This window comes from Herpetosiphon llansteffanensis, from assembly GCF_003205875.1.
Classification (GTDB): domain Bacteria; phylum Chloroflexota; class Chloroflexia; order Chloroflexales; family Herpetosiphonaceae; genus Herpetosiphon; species Herpetosiphon llansteffanensis.
Genome location: NZ_PUBZ01000087.1, coordinates 49,257 through 67,201, shown reverse-complemented (window position 1 = coordinate 67,201; position 17,945 = coordinate 49,257). Strand labels below are relative to the sequence as shown.

14 protein-coding genes are annotated in these 17,945 nt (G+C 52.5%); 10 read left to right on the top strand and 4 right to left on the bottom strand.

Annotated elements, in window-relative coordinates; genetic code table 11:
- Positions 1 to 138: 138 nt before the first annotated feature.
- Entirely contained in the window at positions 139 to 1,713 is a 1,575-nt protein-coding gene (gene serA, locus C5S61_RS10230; protein WP_110514959.1) for a phosphoglycerate dehydrogenase, read from the bottom strand.
- Between the two features lie 209 nt (positions 1,714 to 1,922).
- Here serA and C5S61_RS10225 point away from each other — a divergent pair, with 209 nt between their 5' ends.
- Entirely contained in the window at positions 1,923 to 2,216 is a 294-nt protein-coding gene (locus C5S61_RS10225; protein ID WP_110514958.1) for a YiaA/YiaB family inner membrane protein, read from the top strand.
- 566 nt (positions 2,217 to 2,782) lie between these two features.
- Here the strand turns inward: C5S61_RS10225 and C5S61_RS10215 are convergent.
- Positions 2,783 to 3,619 (bottom strand): SDR family NAD(P)-dependent oxidoreductase, encoded by an 837-nt coding sequence (locus C5S61_RS10215; protein ID WP_110514956.1) that lies wholly within the window; start codon positions 3,617 to 3,619, stop codon positions 2,783 to 2,785.
- A gap of 96 nt (positions 3,620 to 3,715) precedes the next feature.
- Here C5S61_RS10215 and C5S61_RS10210 point away from each other — a divergent pair, with 96 nt between their 5' ends.
- From C5S61_RS10210 to C5S61_RS10190, 5 genes are all read left to right on the top strand, one after another.
- Positions 3,716 to 4,333, top strand: a complete 618-nt coding sequence (locus C5S61_RS10210; protein WP_110514955.1) for a TetR/AcrR family transcriptional regulator — start codon at positions 3,716 to 3,718, stop codon at positions 4,331 to 4,333.
- A gap of 452 nt (positions 4,334 to 4,785) precedes the next feature.
- On the top strand, positions 4,786 to 5,358 hold the full coding sequence (locus C5S61_RS10205) for a LysM peptidoglycan-binding domain-containing protein (RefSeq protein ID WP_110514954.1): 573 nt from the start codon (positions 4,786 to 4,788) through the stop codon (positions 5,356 to 5,358).
- 9 nt (positions 5,359 to 5,367) lie between these two features.
- On the top strand, positions 5,368 to 6,321 hold the full coding sequence (locus C5S61_RS10200) for a hypothetical protein (RefSeq protein ID WP_110514953.1): 954 nt from the start codon (positions 5,368 to 5,370) through the stop codon (positions 6,319 to 6,321).
- The gene (locus C5S61_RS10195; RefSeq protein WP_110514952.1) at positions 6,318 to 7,493 is read left to right on the top strand and encodes a hypothetical protein; all 1,176 of its coding nucleotides are present in this window, start codon (positions 6,318 to 6,320) and stop codon (positions 7,491 to 7,493) included. Before C5S61_RS10200 ends, C5S61_RS10195 begins: the two co-directional genes overlap by 4 nt.
- Complete coding sequence (locus C5S61_RS10190) at positions 7,486 to 8,283, top strand: hypothetical protein (RefSeq protein WP_110514951.1); 798 nt, start codon at positions 7,486 to 7,488, stop codon at positions 8,281 to 8,283. Before C5S61_RS10195 ends, C5S61_RS10190 begins: the two co-directional genes overlap by 8 nt.
- Here the strand turns inward: C5S61_RS10190 and C5S61_RS10185 are convergent.
- Complete coding sequence (locus tag C5S61_RS10185) at positions 8,260 to 8,922, bottom strand: methyltransferase domain-containing protein (RefSeq protein WP_110514950.1); 663 nt, start codon at positions 8,920 to 8,922, stop codon at positions 8,260 to 8,262. The genes C5S61_RS10190 and C5S61_RS10185 overlap by 24 nt on opposite strands.
- A 93-nt stretch (positions 8,923 to 9,015) precedes the next feature.
- On the opposite strand from C5S61_RS10185, the gene C5S61_RS10180 reads away from it, so the two are divergent.
- The 3 genes from C5S61_RS10180 to C5S61_RS27085 all read left to right on the top strand — a co-directional run bounded on the left by C5S61_RS10180 (position 9,016) and on the right by C5S61_RS27085 (position 15,430).
- Positions 9,016 to 11,088 (top strand): ArnT family glycosyltransferase, encoded by a 2,073-nt coding sequence (locus C5S61_RS10180; RefSeq protein WP_164689335.1) that lies wholly within the window; start codon positions 9,016 to 9,018, stop codon positions 11,086 to 11,088.
- Positions 11,089 to 11,566: 478 nt separating this feature from the next.
- The gene (locus C5S61_RS10175) at positions 11,567 to 13,171 is read left to right on the top strand and encodes a gamma-glutamyltransferase family protein (protein WP_110514948.1); all 1,605 of its coding nucleotides are present in this window, start codon (positions 11,567 to 11,569) and stop codon (positions 13,169 to 13,171) included.
- A 234-nt stretch (positions 13,172 to 13,405) separates the two neighbouring features.
- Positions 13,406 to 15,430, top strand: coding sequence for a lamin tail domain-containing protein (locus C5S61_RS27085; RefSeq protein WP_205701382.1), 2,025 nt, complete (start codon positions 13,406 to 13,408; stop codon positions 15,428 to 15,430).
- A 227-nt stretch (positions 15,431 to 15,657) separates the two neighbouring features.
- Here C5S61_RS27085 and C5S61_RS10165 read toward each other — a convergent pair whose 3' ends face one another.
- Positions 15,658 to 16,053 carry a response regulator gene (locus C5S61_RS10165; protein WP_110514947.1) on the bottom strand — a complete coding sequence of 132 codons (396 nt, stop codon included), beginning with the start codon at positions 16,051 to 16,053 and terminating at the stop codon, positions 15,658 to 15,660.
- A 242-nt stretch (positions 16,054 to 16,295) separates the two neighbouring features.
- On the opposite strand from C5S61_RS10165, the gene C5S61_RS10160 reads away from it, so the two are divergent.
- Positions 16,296 to 17,840, top strand: coding sequence for a CHASE4 domain-containing protein (locus C5S61_RS10160; RefSeq protein ID WP_110514946.1), 1,545 nt, complete (start codon positions 16,296 to 16,298; stop codon positions 17,838 to 17,840).
- Positions 17,841 to 17,945 lie beyond the last annotated feature (105 nt).

Genomic DNA, 17,945 nt, shown 5'->3' with positions numbered 1-17,945 from the left:
ATCACTATACATAGTGTAGCTCGGATAGCATGTCAATCGGGTTAAGAGAGGATAACCAAACGGTGTTAAGATCCTTACCAATGCGAAAAGCCACGTTTCGCCATTGAATCGTGGCGGCTTGTTGGGGGTGTTTGAGGTTTAGAGCAGCACGCTATAGGCGCTTTCGATATCTGCTTGGTTGTTAATGTCGGTCAGGGTTTCTGCTGGAATCGCTTCATCGACCGTGAGCACCATAATTGCCGTGCCGCGTGGGCTTGAACGGCCAACGTGCATCGAAGAAATGTTGATGTCAGCAGAGCCAAGTAAGGTGCCGATGCGTCCGATAAAGCCAGGTCGATCTTGGTGGAAGGTAAACAACATCGAGCTAGTTGGCACCAAATCCAACCAAAATTCGTTGATTTGGACGATGTGAGCTTCGCCACGCACCACCGTGCCACCAAAGGTATGCACCACGCCATCGGTTGTGGTCACGACCAATTGCAACAATTCGGTGTAGGTTTCTGCATCTGGACGATGAGTTTCGTTGATACTGAGGCCCCGTTCGCGCGCTAAGAATGGTGCATTAACTGGCGTAACCCGACCTTCCGAGCCACCTTCGAGCAAGCCCTGCAACACCGCCAACTTAATTGGTTCGCTGGTGAGGCCTGCCAATGCACCGTTATAGACAATTTGATACGATTGAGCTGGCAGATCGATTAATTGGGTGCTGAGCCGGGCCAATTTGCGCCCAAGATCGAGATATGGCCCAACAATCGCCCATTCTTCAGGCGCAACGAACGGCGCGTTAACTGCATAGCGTGGCGAGCGGCCAGCCAAGGCATCAACCACACCTTCGGCCACGTCGGCAGCGGTCAAAGCTTGAGCTTCTTCGGTCGAAGCGCCCAAGTGCGGCAAAACAATCGCTCTTGGATGATTGACAATTGGCCCCGTTGGTGGCTCTTTGGCAAATACGTCCAGCGCTGCGCCGCCAAGATGGCCCGATTCCAAGGCTTCGAACAAAGCTTCTTCATCGATTACGCCGCCACGGGCACAATTGATGATATAGCTGCCTTTTTTCATTTGGCTCAAACGTTGGGCATCGAACAAATTGCGAGTGGCATCGATCAACGGAATGTGCAATGAAATAACATCAGCGCGGCTGGTTAATTCATCAAGCGTCACTGGGGTCACGCCAAGTTGCGCTGCACGTTCAGCATTGATAATTGGGTCGTAGGCGATGATATTCATTTCCAACGCACGCGCGCGACGAGCTACTTCCGAGGCAATGCGGCCAAAGCCAACCAAGCCCAGAGTTTTGCCGCGAACTTCCCAACCACCATATTTGCTGCGTTCCCATTTGCCATTTTGCAAGGCTGCATGGGCTTGAGGAATGTTGCGCGCAAGGTCAAGCATCAAGCCAATCGTCAATTCGGCGACCGCGATGCTATTCGATGCTGGGGCATTGACAACCAAAATCCCTTGCTGATTGGCTGCTGCCAAATCGATGTTGTCGACACCCGTCCCGGCGCGGCCAACAACGCGTAATTTGGTGCCTGCTGCAAGCACTTTGGCGGTAACTTTAGTTTGCGAGCGCACGATCAAGGCATCGTACTCAGGCAAAACGTCCAATAGGGTTTCTGGTGTAAGATCAAGACGAACATCAACCTCGGCGACCTCTTTGAGCGCCGCAAGGCCTTCGGCACCAATCTTCTCCGTGACCAGGATACGATCCATGAGGTGGTTACTCCTGTGGTAGTAAACAAAAAAGGGCAGATGGACACACTCTGCCGCTGCCAGCATTGGCTGATGGGAGTTTTGTGTATTGTATCACAAGCAACAAATGGCGCTGTTGCTGCCAATGTATCGCCCAATGTATCTCACGATGTATGTGTTGTTATTGCTAAAAGCCTATACTGCCTGCATCAACCCAAGGAGATATAGCTATGAACCACCCAACAATTCAAAAAGATACTGGTGCTTGGATCGCGTTTACCTGGATTTCGTTTTTCATTTCGATCGCAGCCTTGATCTTGGGCATTTATCATGCGCCGGTCGATATTTGGGTCAAGAGCTTTTTGGCGGTTGCTGCCTTGTTTGCCGTTGGCAGCACTTTTACCTTGGCCAAAACCATCCGCGACAACTCAGAAGCTGGCAAAATGCTCAACCGCTACGCCGATGCCAAAACCGAGCAAATTATTTCCAATTACGAATTTACCTCGTCGCCACGCAATGTTTGAGTGATGTTAGGGGGCAGGGACAAGGGATCAGGGGTCGGGGGCTGGGGATCGGATGCTCGTCATAAACCCATAGCCCACAGCCAATGTGCGCTTCGTGTATCAATTTATTAACGCAGCGGCGCAGAGGGGAAATGGCTATAGGCTATGTGTAGTGGTGCATTGCGTTAACCATGGTTTGATCCCCTCACCCCAACCCCTCTCCCATGCGCGGGCGAGGGGCTTTAATTCCATGGTTTTTTGCATGATTCGTGGTAAAAATGGCGGCTCCCCCTCGCCCGCGTTCAGTGGGCGAGGGGGCTGGCTTACAAGGGTAGGTTTTAAGATCCCCTCACCCCAACCCCTCTCCCGTGCGCGGGCGAGGGGCTTTAATTGTGCAGTTCTGTCGCAATGCGTGATACAAAACGGTCGGCTCCCCCTCGCCCGCGTTTTCGTGGGAGAGGGGTCTGGGGGGTGAGGGAATGCGATTGCCAATTGAAAGAACCAGTACATCTCTGTTCTATGTTCTTTCCGCCAATAGCCATCCTTGGTGATTAAAAAACCGGCCCCTGATCCCCGACCCCCAACCCCTAACGTACAAACGCCTGCTGATAAATCGTATGCACTTTGGCCAAGACTGCTTGGGCTTGTTGGGCGGCTGGCAGTGGGGTAACTTGGCCTTTGTTGATAAAACTGCCATTAGGCTGTTGGCTCATTGCTGCGTTGTACAAGCGTGCTGCGCCCGTGCTTGGGTGCTTAAACAGCAAGCCATGGATTGGCCGAATCCACCAAGGCAAACCATTATTGGTTTTGAGCGAGCCACGATTGGCCCCAGGACACACGCTCAATACGCTAATGCCTTCTTGTTCGAGTTGCGGCGCGAGCGCTTGGCTCCAGAGTGAAAGCGCAAGTTTAGAGCTGGCATATGGCCCAAAGAGCTTTTTGAAGCTTTGGGGCTTTTCAAGCTGATCAAGCTGAAATTGTTTGATCGTTAACAGGGCGTTCGATGAGGTATTGATGATAGTTTTGTGCTGGCCGCGTAAGAGCAGTTCTTTCAGCTCCATGGCGATGATATAAGGCACAACGCTTTGTAATTCGAAGCTTAATTCGCGCCCCTGCGGCGAGAAAAGCAAGCGTTCTATTGAGCGACCAGCATTGTTGAATAACAGGTCGATGCTGGTTTCTTGCTGTTTAATTGTTTGTAAGGCTGTACGAAGTTGGCCAAAATCGCTCAGCTCGGCTTGATAGCTGCGTAGCCTACCAGCAGTTTGCGCCGCTTGAAGAATTGGCTCGTTCGTGGGAAACTGTGAACGCATGAAGCCAATTACTGCCCAGCCCTCGTTGAGCAGCCGTTTGGTCAGTTCAAGGCCAATTCCTGAATTTGCTCCCGTAATCAAGGCCGTTTTCGGTGGCGATTGGGTCAGCATACAAGTCTCCATTGATTTATTTTATAGAACGCTATAAAATAAATCTACTGGATATATTCGCGATTGTCAAATTTTTCTAGTGATCGATAGATAATTATGCAAGCAACCAGACCACGAGGCCGACCGCGTACCTTTGATCGGCAGGCAGCCCTAGAGGCGGCGATGGACTTATTTTGGCGGCATGGCTACGAAGGCACCTCGATTGCTGATTTGACAGCGGCGATGGGCTTTACGCCACCGACGTTGTATGCAGCCTTTGGCTCAAAAGAAGATCTGTATCGCGAGGTGATTCAGTTTTTTCTGCTACGCAGCGAGCGGCGACGCATGGAAGCGGCGTTGGAGCAACCAAGTGCCTATGCAGTCTTACGCTTCTATTTGTATGCTGCTGCCGAAAACTTTACCGATCCGCAAACGCCAGCTGGCTGTATGGTGGCTACGGCGGCGTTGCAATGTGCAACCGAAAATCAGCCAATCGTCCAAGAAGTTGCCCGCATTCGGCAGCAAATGTTGCTCGCGTTTGTCGAGCGCTTGGATGTGGCAAAAACCAGCGGCGAATTGCCAGCAACGATCGATTCGTTGGCCTTGGCGCATTTTTATACTGCGATTGTGCAAGGGATGTCGGTGCAAGCGATTGATGGCGCGAGCACCAACGATCTGCTTGCGGTGGCCGATTTGGCGCTTAGCGCGTGGCCAGGCACGAAGGATGAAGGATGAAGGATGAAGACAGAAGGCAAAAAGCCTTTTTAACCACGAAGAACACGAAGAACACGAAGTAGGGCTATTGGCTGAGGGCTATGGGCTAGCGGAACATTTTGTGGTACGTCAAGAATTCCAGAAATCCAAAAGCTAGAGCCAAAAGCCAAAAACCTAATCCTCAAAATCTGTGCCAATCTGTGGCGAAAAATACTCATTCGTGCAATTCGTGGAATTCGTGGCGAAAAATCTTCGTGGTTTTAATGCAGCGGCGCAGAGGATGGATGGCTATTGGCTGAGGGCTATGGGCTAGCGGAACGTTTTGTGGTAAGTCAATAATTCCCGAACGCCAAAAGCCAAAAGCCTATAGCCATTTCCCCCTTCGTGGTTAAAAAAGCGTTCTATGCTCTATGTTCTCTGTTCTCTGCTCTTCAATATGCTATACTTGGGGCGTGTCTGTAGGAGACTGTACTGTGTCAACAAGTATTGCTTTAGCCCTCTTTTTTGTCTTACTAAGCCCCATTTTAACTGCGATTCTGCTGCGTTTTCTGCGCACGCGCCTCAGTGCCTTGCCCTTCTACTCGATTGCTGGGGTGCTGTTTGGGCTAGCCGCATTTGCCGCAATTTGGCTGGTGAGCCAACATCAAGCCAGCGTTCAGCTTGGCAGTTTGGTGATTATCCAGCAGCAAGGCATTGATCTCGATCTGCCGCCTGAGGTTGCAGCAACTGCCCAGCCAACCCAAGTGTTGCCAACTTTGGCCGCGACCGCAACTCGCCCAGCACCGACCGCGACAACCCGCCCGAGTGCTACGCCAACCAGCGAGCCAACTGCAACTACTGAAGCAACCAGCGAGCCAACTGCCACAGCTGAGCCAAGCCCGCTGCCAACTGCTGAGCAACGCACCTACACCGTTGAAGATGGCGATACCTTGCGCTCGATTGCCGAGGCTTTTGATGTGACGATTGCCGAATTGCTTGAAGCCAACGATTTAACGCCCCAACAAGCTGATCAGCTTCAGCCAGGCGATGTTTTGATTATTCCGTAGTGAGGTTTTGTGCGTGTTATTGGCTTAATAGTGGGTTTGTGTTGCTTGGTTGGTTGTGCTTCCACAGCGCCTAATCCGCCAACAACGCGCCCTGAGATTGCAACTGCAACCCCAACCAGCGTGAGTGTGAGTGCAACGGCGCTTGCACCAACGCCAATCGCATTAACTGCGACCCCGATGGCCTTGGCGCTGACATGGCAATCCTACACGGCCTATCGCGTCGAAGCTGGCGATAGTTTAGAATCGATTGCTGAGCGTGGCGCAAGCTTTCCGCTGTTTATCAGCCGCTACAATCGGCTCAATCGCCCAATTGGCGCAGGCCAACTGCTGATTGTGCCGCGTTTGGAGAGCGATCAGGTTAATCGCTTGCCCTCAACTCCTGCACTGATAAGCCGTGGCCTTACCAGCCAAAATTGGGTTGGGCTTAGCTGCGATTTAAGCGCTGAGGCTAGGCCAATTGAGCCAATTTTGACGACCCTCGCGAGCAGTGCAATCACCATGACTTTTTTTATTGACCAGGCTTGGATTGAGCAAAATCTGCAAGGTTTGCAACAGCTAGCCACAGCGGGCCATGAATTGGCCAATGGCGTAGCGCTTGAACAAATTGAGCCTGAAGCGTTGAGCCAAGCCTTGCTGCGCACCGAAACGAGCTTAACCAATCAACTCGGCATGGATGCCTCAATGCGCCCGTATCTGCGGATTTGGCAACAAGCAAGCAGCCCAGAGTTGGCCGAACTTGCTGCTCAAAATGGCTATTTATTGCTTGACAATGCCCAAGAACGCAACGCTGCCGAATTGGCTGAAAGCTTAGCCGACCCAGAACAAGCAGCTAGTTATCGCGGGGCGATTATTGTGCTTGATTGTAGTAGCGCAGAAACCGCCGCAGCCTTGCCACTAATTATTGAACGCTTGCAGCAAGCAGGTTTGCAGCCGCAGCCGATTGCAGAAATGATGCAACCATGAGTTTATTGATTGCGCTCTTGCCCTTATTTGGCTTGGCTATTGTGTCCGATGGCCTTGTTGCGCCTACGCGCTGGCGTTTATTTTTGGCTTGGTTAATTGGTGTAGCGAGCGTTGTTAGCCCTCATTTGGCGCTTTCAGCCTTGGCATTATTGCTGGTTGGCGGCCTGATCGGCCAAACTTGGAGCCAGCGTTTGAGTGGTGTTTTATCAGCGCTTGGTCTTGGTTTATTGGGTTTGCAGGCCGATAGTTGGACGTGGCAAGCTGCCAGCGTGGCGATTAATCTCAATTCAATCCATATTGGATTGTTAATTGCAGGAGCCGCTTGGGCCTTTAGTTGTTGGCCATGGCCTGCAAAGCCAACCCCGCCTGTTAGCAGCTTGGCCTTGGTGCAGTTTGCTAGTTTGTTGCGTTTATATAGCCTTGTGCCGCTCGATTGGGCTTGGACGGCGGTTGCGGCCATCGTTGGGGCTGGCTCGGCGCTTTGGTTTGCTTGGCAACTGCTGCCAGCGCAAGCGGTCGAGCAACGACGGGCGCTGGTTGCCCAGGTTTTATGGTGTTTGGTGCTGGCAAGTAGTTTGTTTGCCAGCGAAGCAGGCATTGCTGCTGCTTGGGCCTTGGCGCTGGCTGCTTGTTTGGCGCATCCCTTATTCCAACGCCATAGCAATTTGGCGAGTGTGGTTCCGCTGGCGATGGCGCTCTGGCTGACGGCGGCGGCAAGTTTAGCTGGCGACTTAGCCTTGCTCAGTTGGAGCTGTTGGATTGTGCTGATGCTACTTAGTTTGAGCAGTTTTCGCTTGCCACCACAAGTTTCGCGCTGGCAATGGCCTTTGATGGCATTGCAACTTGGGCTTGGTTTGGGCTTGCCATTCTTGCTCGAACTGCTGTTGAAGCCGGTTTGGCGTGAACTTGGCGCAGGCTTGACCGTTTTTGGCAGGTTGGATATTGCGCCGTGGACAGGTTTGGCGACGCGCAACCCTGGCTCGCAAGTGGTAGCAACCTTGCCTTCACTGGTTTTAGCTGGCTTGCTCGTGGTAGGCATTGCGCTGAGTTATTTGGCCAATCGTTGGCGCGGCCAGCCAACCAACGCCGACCAAGAACCATTGCGCGAACAAACGATGTGGCAATTGGTGAAGCGTGGCTTGCCATGGGGGAGCCAACCCCGCGATGAGTAGCGAAGCATGGCGTGTGGGGGTTGCTGGCCAGTGGGAACGGCTTTTGCTCTATCCTGGTGGCTTGAGTGCGCTGATTGTGATTGGTTTGGGCTGGCTAGTTTGGCGTTGGCTCACACCGCGCCCAAATTCGGTTGGCGCTGAACATCCCTTTGCATGGCTTTTGTTGCCATTGCCTTTGTTGGCGCTCAGCCTGTGGCCATTTGCCGAATCAAGTGAGCTGCGGGCGACGCTTGATCTGTTAAGTTATTGGCTGTTGCTTGATCTGCCGTTGCTCTGGGCGATTGGCCAAGATTGGCGCAACGGGGCGCAAGCTGGCGTGCGGGCGGCGCGTTGGTTGGTTGGCCTCATTACAGGCTGGCCGCTGCTGGGCTTGGTTGGCTGGATCATCGCCAGTATGCATGGCGGCTTATTGCCCAACGATCTGTTGATTTTGGGTGATGGTTGGCTTGGTTGGTTGGCGCTGGCACTCTGGTTGGCTGGCTTGCTGCCCTATTTGCAACTTGGCGCGTGGGAAACTGCACCGAGCCAAGGAGCCTTAGCTTGGGCCTTGGGCGCACGCCGTTTGGGCCATTTGGCATTGCCAGCATGGCTAATTCAGAGCCAATTGACTGGGGCTTGGCTTGGCTCGGCTTGGGGTTTTGGCGCGTTGGTGCTCGGCTTATGGGTGCTTATGCTTGGTTTGACCTATTGGTTGCGCCGCTATCAACAAGCGAAACTTGGGGCATGGCTTTGGAGCGGGGCAATGCTTGGCTGTGTAGCTTTTGGCCTAAATACCTGGTTCAATCGCTAAACCCCAATAAATCGGCGTTTGTTTGATATGGTACTGTTGAATGCCTGCCTCGTGCAGCATTGCCTGAATTTCGGTGCTGCGCCACGCTCGCAGCACCGATAGCGGGCCATCATGCTTGCCAAGGCTGGTCAGCGGGCCTAATCCTGCCAAGCGTGCCCCCCAATAACCCAACCAACTCCGCTTCAGATCGACAAGCACAATGCTGCGCCGCGCTACGCGTTGCGCTTCACGCAACAGCCCAATTATTTCGCCGCTGGTGCAATGATGCAGCATTTGCGCGCAAAAAACGATGTCGATGCTGCGATCGGCAAAGGGCAAGGCTTGGCCTGCACCAACCACTGCCTGCTGGTTTGTGCTCACTATTGTTTGGTTGAGATCAAGGCTGATCGTGTGGAGTGATTGACCTTGCTGCTGGCTCGCTGTTTGTAGCCAGCGCCCAATTTGGCCATTGCCTGCGCCAAGATCAAGCATGGTGTTTTGGGTTTGGAGCAATGGTTTGATTAACTGCCAGCCCAAGTGATAGCCGCCGCTCAAACGATAGAGCCAGGCCATCTCGGCTAAATTAGCCGCCAATTCTGGATGCTCGCTCAACGTGTCGAGCAATTCGGCAGATTGTGAACGTTGGGGAATCCAAGCCATTGTTGTTCCTTGAGTGCTACCAATTAACCACTGACCCTCGGTATAATACCGCGTGATGCATCGCTCTGATGCATGTTTATTGATGGAATGATTATGCGTTTGCGGCGTTCTTGGCTCACCATTGCGATTCTTCTTGGCCTGATGGGCTTAGGTTTGGGGCTGCGGCTCGCCGCTTGGCATTGGCATGAATTTCGGCCACTCGGCGGCGATGAACGCGAATATTTGGATTTGGCGATTGCTTTGGCCCAAGGCAAGCCTTATTACGATTTGCAATTTATGCGCCCGCCGTTGTTTCCTTTGGGTTTGGCGGCGCTAGTTTGGCTTGTCGATGGCGATTTGCAGGGCTTGCGGCTGATTAATGCGCTGATCAGTACCGCCATAATTCCTTTGGTTTGGTGGTGGGCGCGGCTTTTGCTGCGGCGCAACGATGTGGGCCTCATTGCCGCCGGATTAACTGCTTGCTCGTTTACTTTGGCCTTGAACGCCACCGAATTGCTCAGCGAAACGGTGACCCTCGCCGGCTTGATGCTGGTTTTTGGCTTGTTGACCTTGAGTTTGCGTCGTACCCAACTGCGCTGGGCGATTGCTGCTGGCGTGGCGATTGCAGTCGTCAGCTTAATTCGCTCGGTCGCTTTGCCCTTGCTGCCATTAGGTTTATTGTTGCTCTGGCGCAGCGATAACCCGCACCGTTGGCGGCAGATGCTTGGTTTGCTGGCGGCAACCTTGTTAACTATCGCGCCATGGACAATTCGCAATGCCCTGAGTTATGGCGGCTTCATTTTGATCGATACGACTGGTCAGGAAAATCTCTGGCTGGATAACGATCCACGTGGCCGTGATCTGGTCAAAGCTGAATTGTATGGGTTGGGCGATGCGCGGATCGAGCGTAGCCAATTGGCTGCGCAGCAAGGGATTGCGGCAATTACCGAGCATCCTGATTGGTTTTTGGCCAAGTTTGGCCGCGAATTTTGGCATAGCTGGGGCTTGGAGCATAGCGACGATTTGCTGGCGCGGCGCGCGATTTGGCAACCAGCCAGCGAAGTGTGGCTACGCTTGATTTTTGGCGATGGCTGGTGGCTGTTGCTGATTGGCTTGGGTTTCGCTGGTTTGTGGTCGTTGCCCTGCGAGCGCAATCTCAAATTGTTGTTGGTAATTTGGGTTGGCTACACCGTGTTTACGTCGTGTTTATTTCATGTTGAATATCGTTATCGTTTGCCCTTGCTGCCTGTGCTATTGCCCGCAGCGGCGTGGCAAATTCGCCAATTGCGTTGGGCTTGGCCGCAGCCGCGGCAGTGGTTGGCGCTGGCAACGGGTGTAAGCGTGCTGGCCTTGAGTTTGAGCTATGCCAATTATCCGCAAGAGGCTTGGCGCTTAGGCCAAAAACATTGGTATTTGTGGCAGGCCGAACGCTATTTAGCTGATGCCAACGGCTTGCCTGCAACCATGAACCAACAAGCAAGCTCAGGTGTGGCAGTATTCGAGGCCCAATCGTCAGCCAGCAATGCCTTGCGCTTTGACCAAGAATCGGCACTGGCGCGAGTGTTGTTGGCGCGAGTTGCCTTTATCAGCGATCAGCCTGTTACTGGCGAGCAACAATTGCGGGCAGCAATCGCTGCTTTGCCAGCCCATGCCTATGCCCATTTGTTGCTTGGTGATTATTTGCGCCAGCAAGGCAATTTGGCCGCAGCGCGCAGCGAATTGGCCTATGAAACGAGTTCGACCGAAGATTTGCAAGCGTGGTCGCGCCAACGCATGCAGTTTCTGCCCATCACCAACACGCTCGATTTGGGTTCTGGCCTCGATTTGGGCCTAATTGACGATTGGTATGCTGCCGAAGCTGATAGCCGTTGGTTTGGCGCGCAGGCTACAGTGTGGCTGCATGCACCAGCAGATGCCACAATGCTGCGCTTGCGAATTGCCAGCGAACGGCCTGTTAGCCTTGCTGCCCCCACCTTGAATTTGTGGGCAAATAACCAATTAATCGCCGAAATCGCCGTCGATTCAACATGGACGGTGCATGAAATTGCTTTGCCAAATAGTTTGCGCAACATACCATTGGCAATAGAATTGCGTAGCAGTAGCACCTTCGTGCCGCATGATCTTGAGCCGACCAATCCCGATGGGCGCGATTTAGGCCTGCGCGTCGATTGGATTCTGGTGGAATAGGCTTTTGAATTGGTTAAGATTCTGCTATAGTCGCTATCAACGCTTCCTCGTTTTTTGAAATTTGATTTAAGTAACAAATACTAATTTGGCGCTGGATGTGCTTTAAGGGTGCAGGGGATTAAAGCCCTACAAGGGATGGTGGCATGGAGCATTCCCTCACCCCCCAGCCCCCTCTCCCACTGGACGTGGGCGAGGGGGAGTCGACCATGGCTTCCCAGCGATCTGGGTGAAAAAGCCCCTCGCCCGCGCACGGGAGAGGGGTTGGGGTGAGGGGATCTTAACACCTATCCTTGGAAGAGCTCCCGCTCCCACTGAACCGCAGGCGAGGGGGAGCCAACCATGGTTTCCCAGCGATCTGGGTGAAAAAGCCCCTCGCCCGCGCACGGGAGAGGGGATGGGGTGAGGGGATCTTAAAACCGAATCCTTGTAAGGAAGATCGAGGGAACGTATTGATTTAGTAGCTGAGGGCAACATTCCAATGAAGTTGATTGATTTACCCTATAGCTCACGGCGCTTGCCAGCAATTGCGCGGCGCTCAATGGTGGCGACCAGTCAACCACAGGCGGTTTTGGCAGGCTTATCGATGCTTGAACGAGGTGGCAACGCGGTTGATGCAGCGATTGCTGCGGCTGCAATGCTCACCGTTGTCGAACCAACCTCGAACGGGATTGGTAGCGATGCCTTTGCGTTGGTGTGGGATGGTCGGAGCTTGCATGGGCTGAATGGTTCTGGGCGTGCGCCGCAAGCCATCAGCCTTGAAACAATGCTCCAAGCAGGCCATCAAACAATGCCAGCCTATGGTTGGCCCAGCGTTACCGTGCCTGGTGCGCCGCGTGCATGGCGCGATCTGCATCAACGCTTTGGCCGCTTGGATTTTGAAGAAGTCTTGATGCCAGCGATTAGTGCAGCTGAAGATGGGTTTGCGGTTACGCCAATCGTTTCGCACTATTGGAACAGTGCTTTGCGCCGCTACGAAGCCATGACTGACCCCGCGACTAGCGCTTGGCTCAACACCTTTTCGTATCGTGGGCGTGCGCCAAGCACTGGCGATATGTGGCGTTCGCGTCGCCAAGCCCGCACCTTGCGCCGTATCGCCCAAACCGGAGCCGATGATTTTTATCAAGGCGAGTTGGCAGCGCAGATTGTCGAATGGGCGCAGAAAACTGGCGGTTTTATCAGCGCGAACGATTTAGCCCAGCACACCAGCACATGGGTCGAGCCAATCAAAACGAGCTATCGCGGCTACCAAGTGTGGGAGATTCCGCCGAATGGCCAAGGCTTGGCGGCGCTGATGGCCTTGAACATTTTAGAAGGCTTTGATATGAGCCACTCTGCCCGCGACACGATTCAATCGTATCATTTGCAAATCGAGGCCATGAAATTGGCCTTTGCTGATGCCCATCGCTACATTGCCGACCCCGCGCATGTCGAGGTGCCAACCAATGCCTTGCTTTCCAAACGCTACGCAGCTAGCCGCCGCAGCCTGATTGGCGACTACGCGATCGAGCCGCAGCATGGTGAATTACCCCAAGGTGGCACAGTCTATCTGTGTGCAGTTGATGGCGATGGCATGATGGTCAGCTTTATTCAATCCAATTACATGGGTTTTGGCTCCGGCGTGGTTGTGCCCGAAACCGGAATTGCGTTGCAAAATCGCGGGGCAAATTTTTCGCTTGACCCCCAACATCCCAACGTTTTGGCCCCCAATAAACGTCCATTCCACACGATTATTCCCTCGTTTTTGACCCGCGATGGCGAGGCGGTTGGGCCATTTGGCGTGATGGGCGGCGCGATGCAACCCCAAGGCCATGCCCAAATGATTCTTAACCGGGTTGATTGGCAGCTTAATCCGCAAGCCAGCCTTGATGCCCCGCGTTGGCAAGTTGGCGCTGGGCGCAAAGTGTTTCTTGAGTATGGCGTGCCCCAGTTTATTGCTGAAGGCCTGCGCGCAATGGGCCACGAGGTCGAAATTCATGCAGAAGGTGGCATGTTTGGGCGTGGCCAAATTATCTGGCGCTTACCCAATGGCTCATTGATGGGCGGCAGTGATATGCGCGCCGATGGCTGTGCCTTAGGCTTTTAATTGGCATGTTCACCACAAATTAAGCATGAAAAGTCAGGGGAGCTACAACTCCCCTACATCCCGCTCCAGCAGAGGCACCGCAGCAATCTCACCAACTAAAACACCATTTCAATCGCACCTAGAACTAGCCATGGATAGGACTAAATAGCATTGACGTGGGGCTAGGCTGCGTGGCAAGATCGCAGATGACCCTTCCGTTCTCGCCACATATGGTTCTTGCTGAGGAGTATTGGTATGCAATTGCGCTCATTGCGGTCGTTATTGACTGTAGATCGTGCCCGAATTGGCTCATTGTTAAGTGTTTTCTTGGTCGGCTTGATGGCATGGATGCTGCCACAGGCAGGCGCTCAGCCAGCCTTCGCCGCCTCAAATGGCGTGGTGATTAGCCAAGTTTATGGCGGTGGTGGTAACACTGGTGCTACCTATACCCATGATTTTGTAGAACTATTCAATCGGGGTTCAGTGGCAGCTTCGCTGAATGGCTGGTCGATCCAATATACATCAGCGAGTGGTACAGGGAATTTCAGCACTAATGTTATGACACTGCCTAATGTATCAATTCAGCCTGGCGAGTACTTTTTAGTACGATTGGCTAGCGGAGGTGCGGTTGGTGCTGCGCTCCCGACTGCTGATGCTTCAGCAAGCAATATTAATATGTCTGGTACAGCTGGGAAAGTTATTATTGCTAATACTACAGCCGGTTTAGCTTGTAATGGTGGTTCTACACCTTGTGATGCTGCCCAACAAGCACAGATTATCGATTTAATTGGTTTTGGTACCACTGCAAATTACTTTGAGGGGAGCGGGCCAACGCCTGCCCCAAGCGCAACCACCAGCGTTATTCGCACCAATCCATGTGTTGATGCAGATAATAATGCTGGCGAATTTACTGCGGTTGCCCCAAACCCACGCAATAGTGCTAGCCCAACCTTGAGTTGTTCAGTAGCAACCAATACCCCAACCAACACCGCTACCAACACCCCTACTAATACACCAACCAATACACCAACCAACACGCCAACGAATACTGCAACCAATACTGCTACAGCAACTGAACTGCCGACCGCAACCAGTACGCCAGTGCTTGGTGGCGATAACAATATTTTGTGGGATTATCTCTATCACAGTGCAACGAGCGCAAATCCCCAAACCGAGCTTGTGCCCGGCGAAAGCTACAGCTTTGTGCACGGCGTTGCTGGCACAATCAATGAAACCACTGCGGTGACGATTTCTGCATTAACCGATGCGCTCGATGTGCAAAATGCCAGTCTCCGCTATTGGGATGGAGCGAATTCAACCACTATTCCAATGACGCGCAGCAAATCGCTGACTGCAAGTTTTCGCAATCAATCAAGCCATAGCTACGATTTGTGGCAGGCCAGCATTCCCGCCCAAGCAGCTGGCACAACGATTTACTACCGTGTAATGGTACAAGATGGCGGATCAGCAGCCTATTTGAAACAAACAAATGGTCAATATGTGAATCCGCTTGGCCAGCACGTTCGAGGCTTTAACAACGATCCCGATGATTATACTTATACCGTGTTGGCTGCAAACCCAACCGCTACGCCAACGAATACGCCTACAAACACGCCAACCGAAACACCAACTAATACGGTTGTTGTGCCAACCGCAACCGATACGGCTACGCCAAGTCAAACGGCGACCAACGAACCAACCGCCACCGCCACGGTAGCGCCAACGGCGACCGATACGGTGACACCAAGTCCAACCGCCACCGCCACGGTAGCGCCAACGGCGACCGATACGGTGGTGACACCAAGTCCAACCGCAACTAACGAACCAACCGAAACCGCCACGGTAGCACCAACGGCGACCGACGAACCAACCGCAACTGCCACGGTAGCACCAACGGCGACCGATACGGTGACACCAAGCCCAACGGCGACCGACGAACCAACCGCAACCGCCACGGTAGCGCCAACGGCGACCGATACGGTGACACCAAGCCCAACGGCAACCGATGAACCAACGGCGACCCAAACGGCAACCCCAACCATTACGGTGACGGTGACGGTTACGCCTGCTTCGCCAACCGCAACGCAGACCCAAACCGCTACCCCAACCATTACAGTGACGGTGACGGTTACGCCTGCTTCGCCAACTGCAACCAATACGCCAACCAGCACTGCGACCCAAACGCCAACCAATACTCCAACCGCGACCTTGGTTCCAACAGCAACCAATACCGCGATTCCAACACAATACAAAGTCTACTTGCCTTGGACCACCAAATAAGGCTCGGTTAATTAACTGAGGTTCTCAATGCGAGCAAGGGCATACAAATACCCCTTGCTCGCCTGCTTAGCAGCTGGCGAGAGGCACGAATCAAATCCATAGAGCGGGAAGAAGCAAAAACGAGGCGAGAACGGTGTATAATCTGCGGTACACAAATTGAGCGTTGGCTGGTCGCTTACTATTTTTTCGCTTACTATTTGCTATACTTTGGGTTGATGGCTAGCGCTTTATCCACCAAGCTTGATCTCAAAGGCAAGCTTATGCCGTTCGGCTACAAGCTGAATCGTTGACAGCAAATAGGCAAAATCAATCGGTTTTTCAACATAGGCATCGCAACCAACCGCCATGCAGCGTTCACGGTCACCAGCTAAGTTGTAGGCAGTAATGGCAATAACCGGAATCGAGCGGGTTTGCGGTGAGGCTTTGAGTTGAGCGGTCGCACCCCACCCATGCAGTTCGGGCATCGACATATCCATCAAAATTAAATCAGGCTTTAATTGCAAAGCCAGCATCAAGCCTTCAATGCCTGTTTTCGCGGTATTAATCTTAAAACCCCGTCGTTGCAAGCGGGTTGTGAGGATGGTGCGGTTGTCTTGGTCGTCATCGACAATTAAAATGTGCATAGCTTGCTCCTACTATCAATCAAGCGCATTCAAGAAACGCGCTGCCAAGGATTGATACTCTTGATCTTGTTGTATACCATAAAGTCCTAGCTGTAAATAGTTACTTTCGGGTGATATTGCTCACCACAACCGTGGCTTTAATCAGCTGTATAGTTGGTTGGATGAGGCTCAATCTTCTGCGTAGCACAGCTTTTTCGTTTCAGCTTGCAGCATAACCAATACTGGTATAAGGACATTCAACGATGAAATTAGCCTATCAACAGTATGTGCATAAAAGTGTACGTGGCAAAATTAGCCTTGCCTTATTAGGCATTATGCTGATTGTGGTGCTGATTTTGTTGATTCCGCTACGCTATATTGTCAATAGTTCGAGCCTGTTCGCTGAACAACAGGAAATGCAAAACCACCTCGAACGGGTTCGGCGCGCGATTAACGCTGAGCTAACCCAAATCGATGCGCTGGTTTTGTCGATGGCAACGTGGGACGAATCGTATAATTTTATCAATCAACGCACCCCAAGCTATATCGCCGAAAATACCAATGATGATGTTTTTCAGTTGTATAACATTCAAGCAATCCTCTACACCGATCAAAATGGCACGATCGTTTTTGCCAAAACCTATGATCCCCAGCAAGCCAAGCCAGTTGCTGTGCCGTTTGAGTTTTTTGATATTAATAATTTCTATCCGCAATTGCTCCAACATCCCCGCCTTGATCAAGGCAAGACCAGCGTAGTACGAGCTGGCACCAAATTATGGCTTTTAGCTGCCCGCCCAATTATCACCAACGAAGGCCAAGGCCCAGCTCGTGGCACATTAATTTATGGGCGTTTGGTTGATCAACAGGTCGTTGATCGGATTAATTATCAAACGCTCTTACCAGTTCAATTGAACGATTATCGCTTATTAGCGCCCAACCGTCAGCAGCTGGTGAGCGAGCTAGCTAACGATCAGCGCTTGGTTTCGCGGGCCTTCAACGAGAATACGCTCGAAGGCTTTGTGGTCTTTCCTGCGATCGATAATCAGCCATTGTTGGTTGCAACCTTGGCGTTGCCACGCACGATTTACATTCAAGGCCAACGCACCTTTTGGCTGATTGCCAGCGCAGTGGGGATTGCAGGTTGTTTGGGCTTGCTCAGCCTATTTTGGGCATTGCGACGCTTTATTTTCCACCCATTAACCTCAATTGTTGGCGATTTGCGCCAGATCGATCCTAGCCAGCCCAATCAGCAACACATTAATTTTGCCAGCCCCGATGAATTAGGCCTCTTGGCCAAAACTGTTAACCAAGCGCTTGATTCCTTGGCTGTGGCGCAGCGCGAACAATTGGCCGCCGAAGCCAAGCGCAGCACCTTGCAAGCAGAAATGCTCGACAATCAACAAAGCCAATTGCAAACTCAAGCAGCCTTGCTCGAACTGCAAGAGCAAACCTTGGCTGAACAAGCCTTGCCATTAATTCCGGTTTCCCGCGAGGTATTGGCCATGCCGTTAATTGGCCAAATTGATCTGGCGCGGGCCGAGCGTTTGCAAACCACAATTTTGCAAGGCATTGAAACCCATCGCGCGCGGAGCGTTATCCTCGATGTAACTGGCGTTTCGCAGCTTGAGCAACAAGCAGCAATTGCGCTTGGCCAAACGGCTCAGGCAGTGCAATTATTGGGTGCACGCTTGTTGCTAACAGGGGCCAACCCGGCGATTGCCGAAGAAATTGTGGCTGCCAATATCGATTTTGGCCAGATTGCCATCTATCAAACGTTGGCCGCAGGCATGCAAGCAGCATTGCGCTAAATCCCTGCGCATTAATCAAGCTTCTTCGGCCTGCCGCATCCAAATCCCGCTTCTGTCCCACGAACGAGGGGTGAATTTTGCCATGATTTGGGTCAATAACAGGGC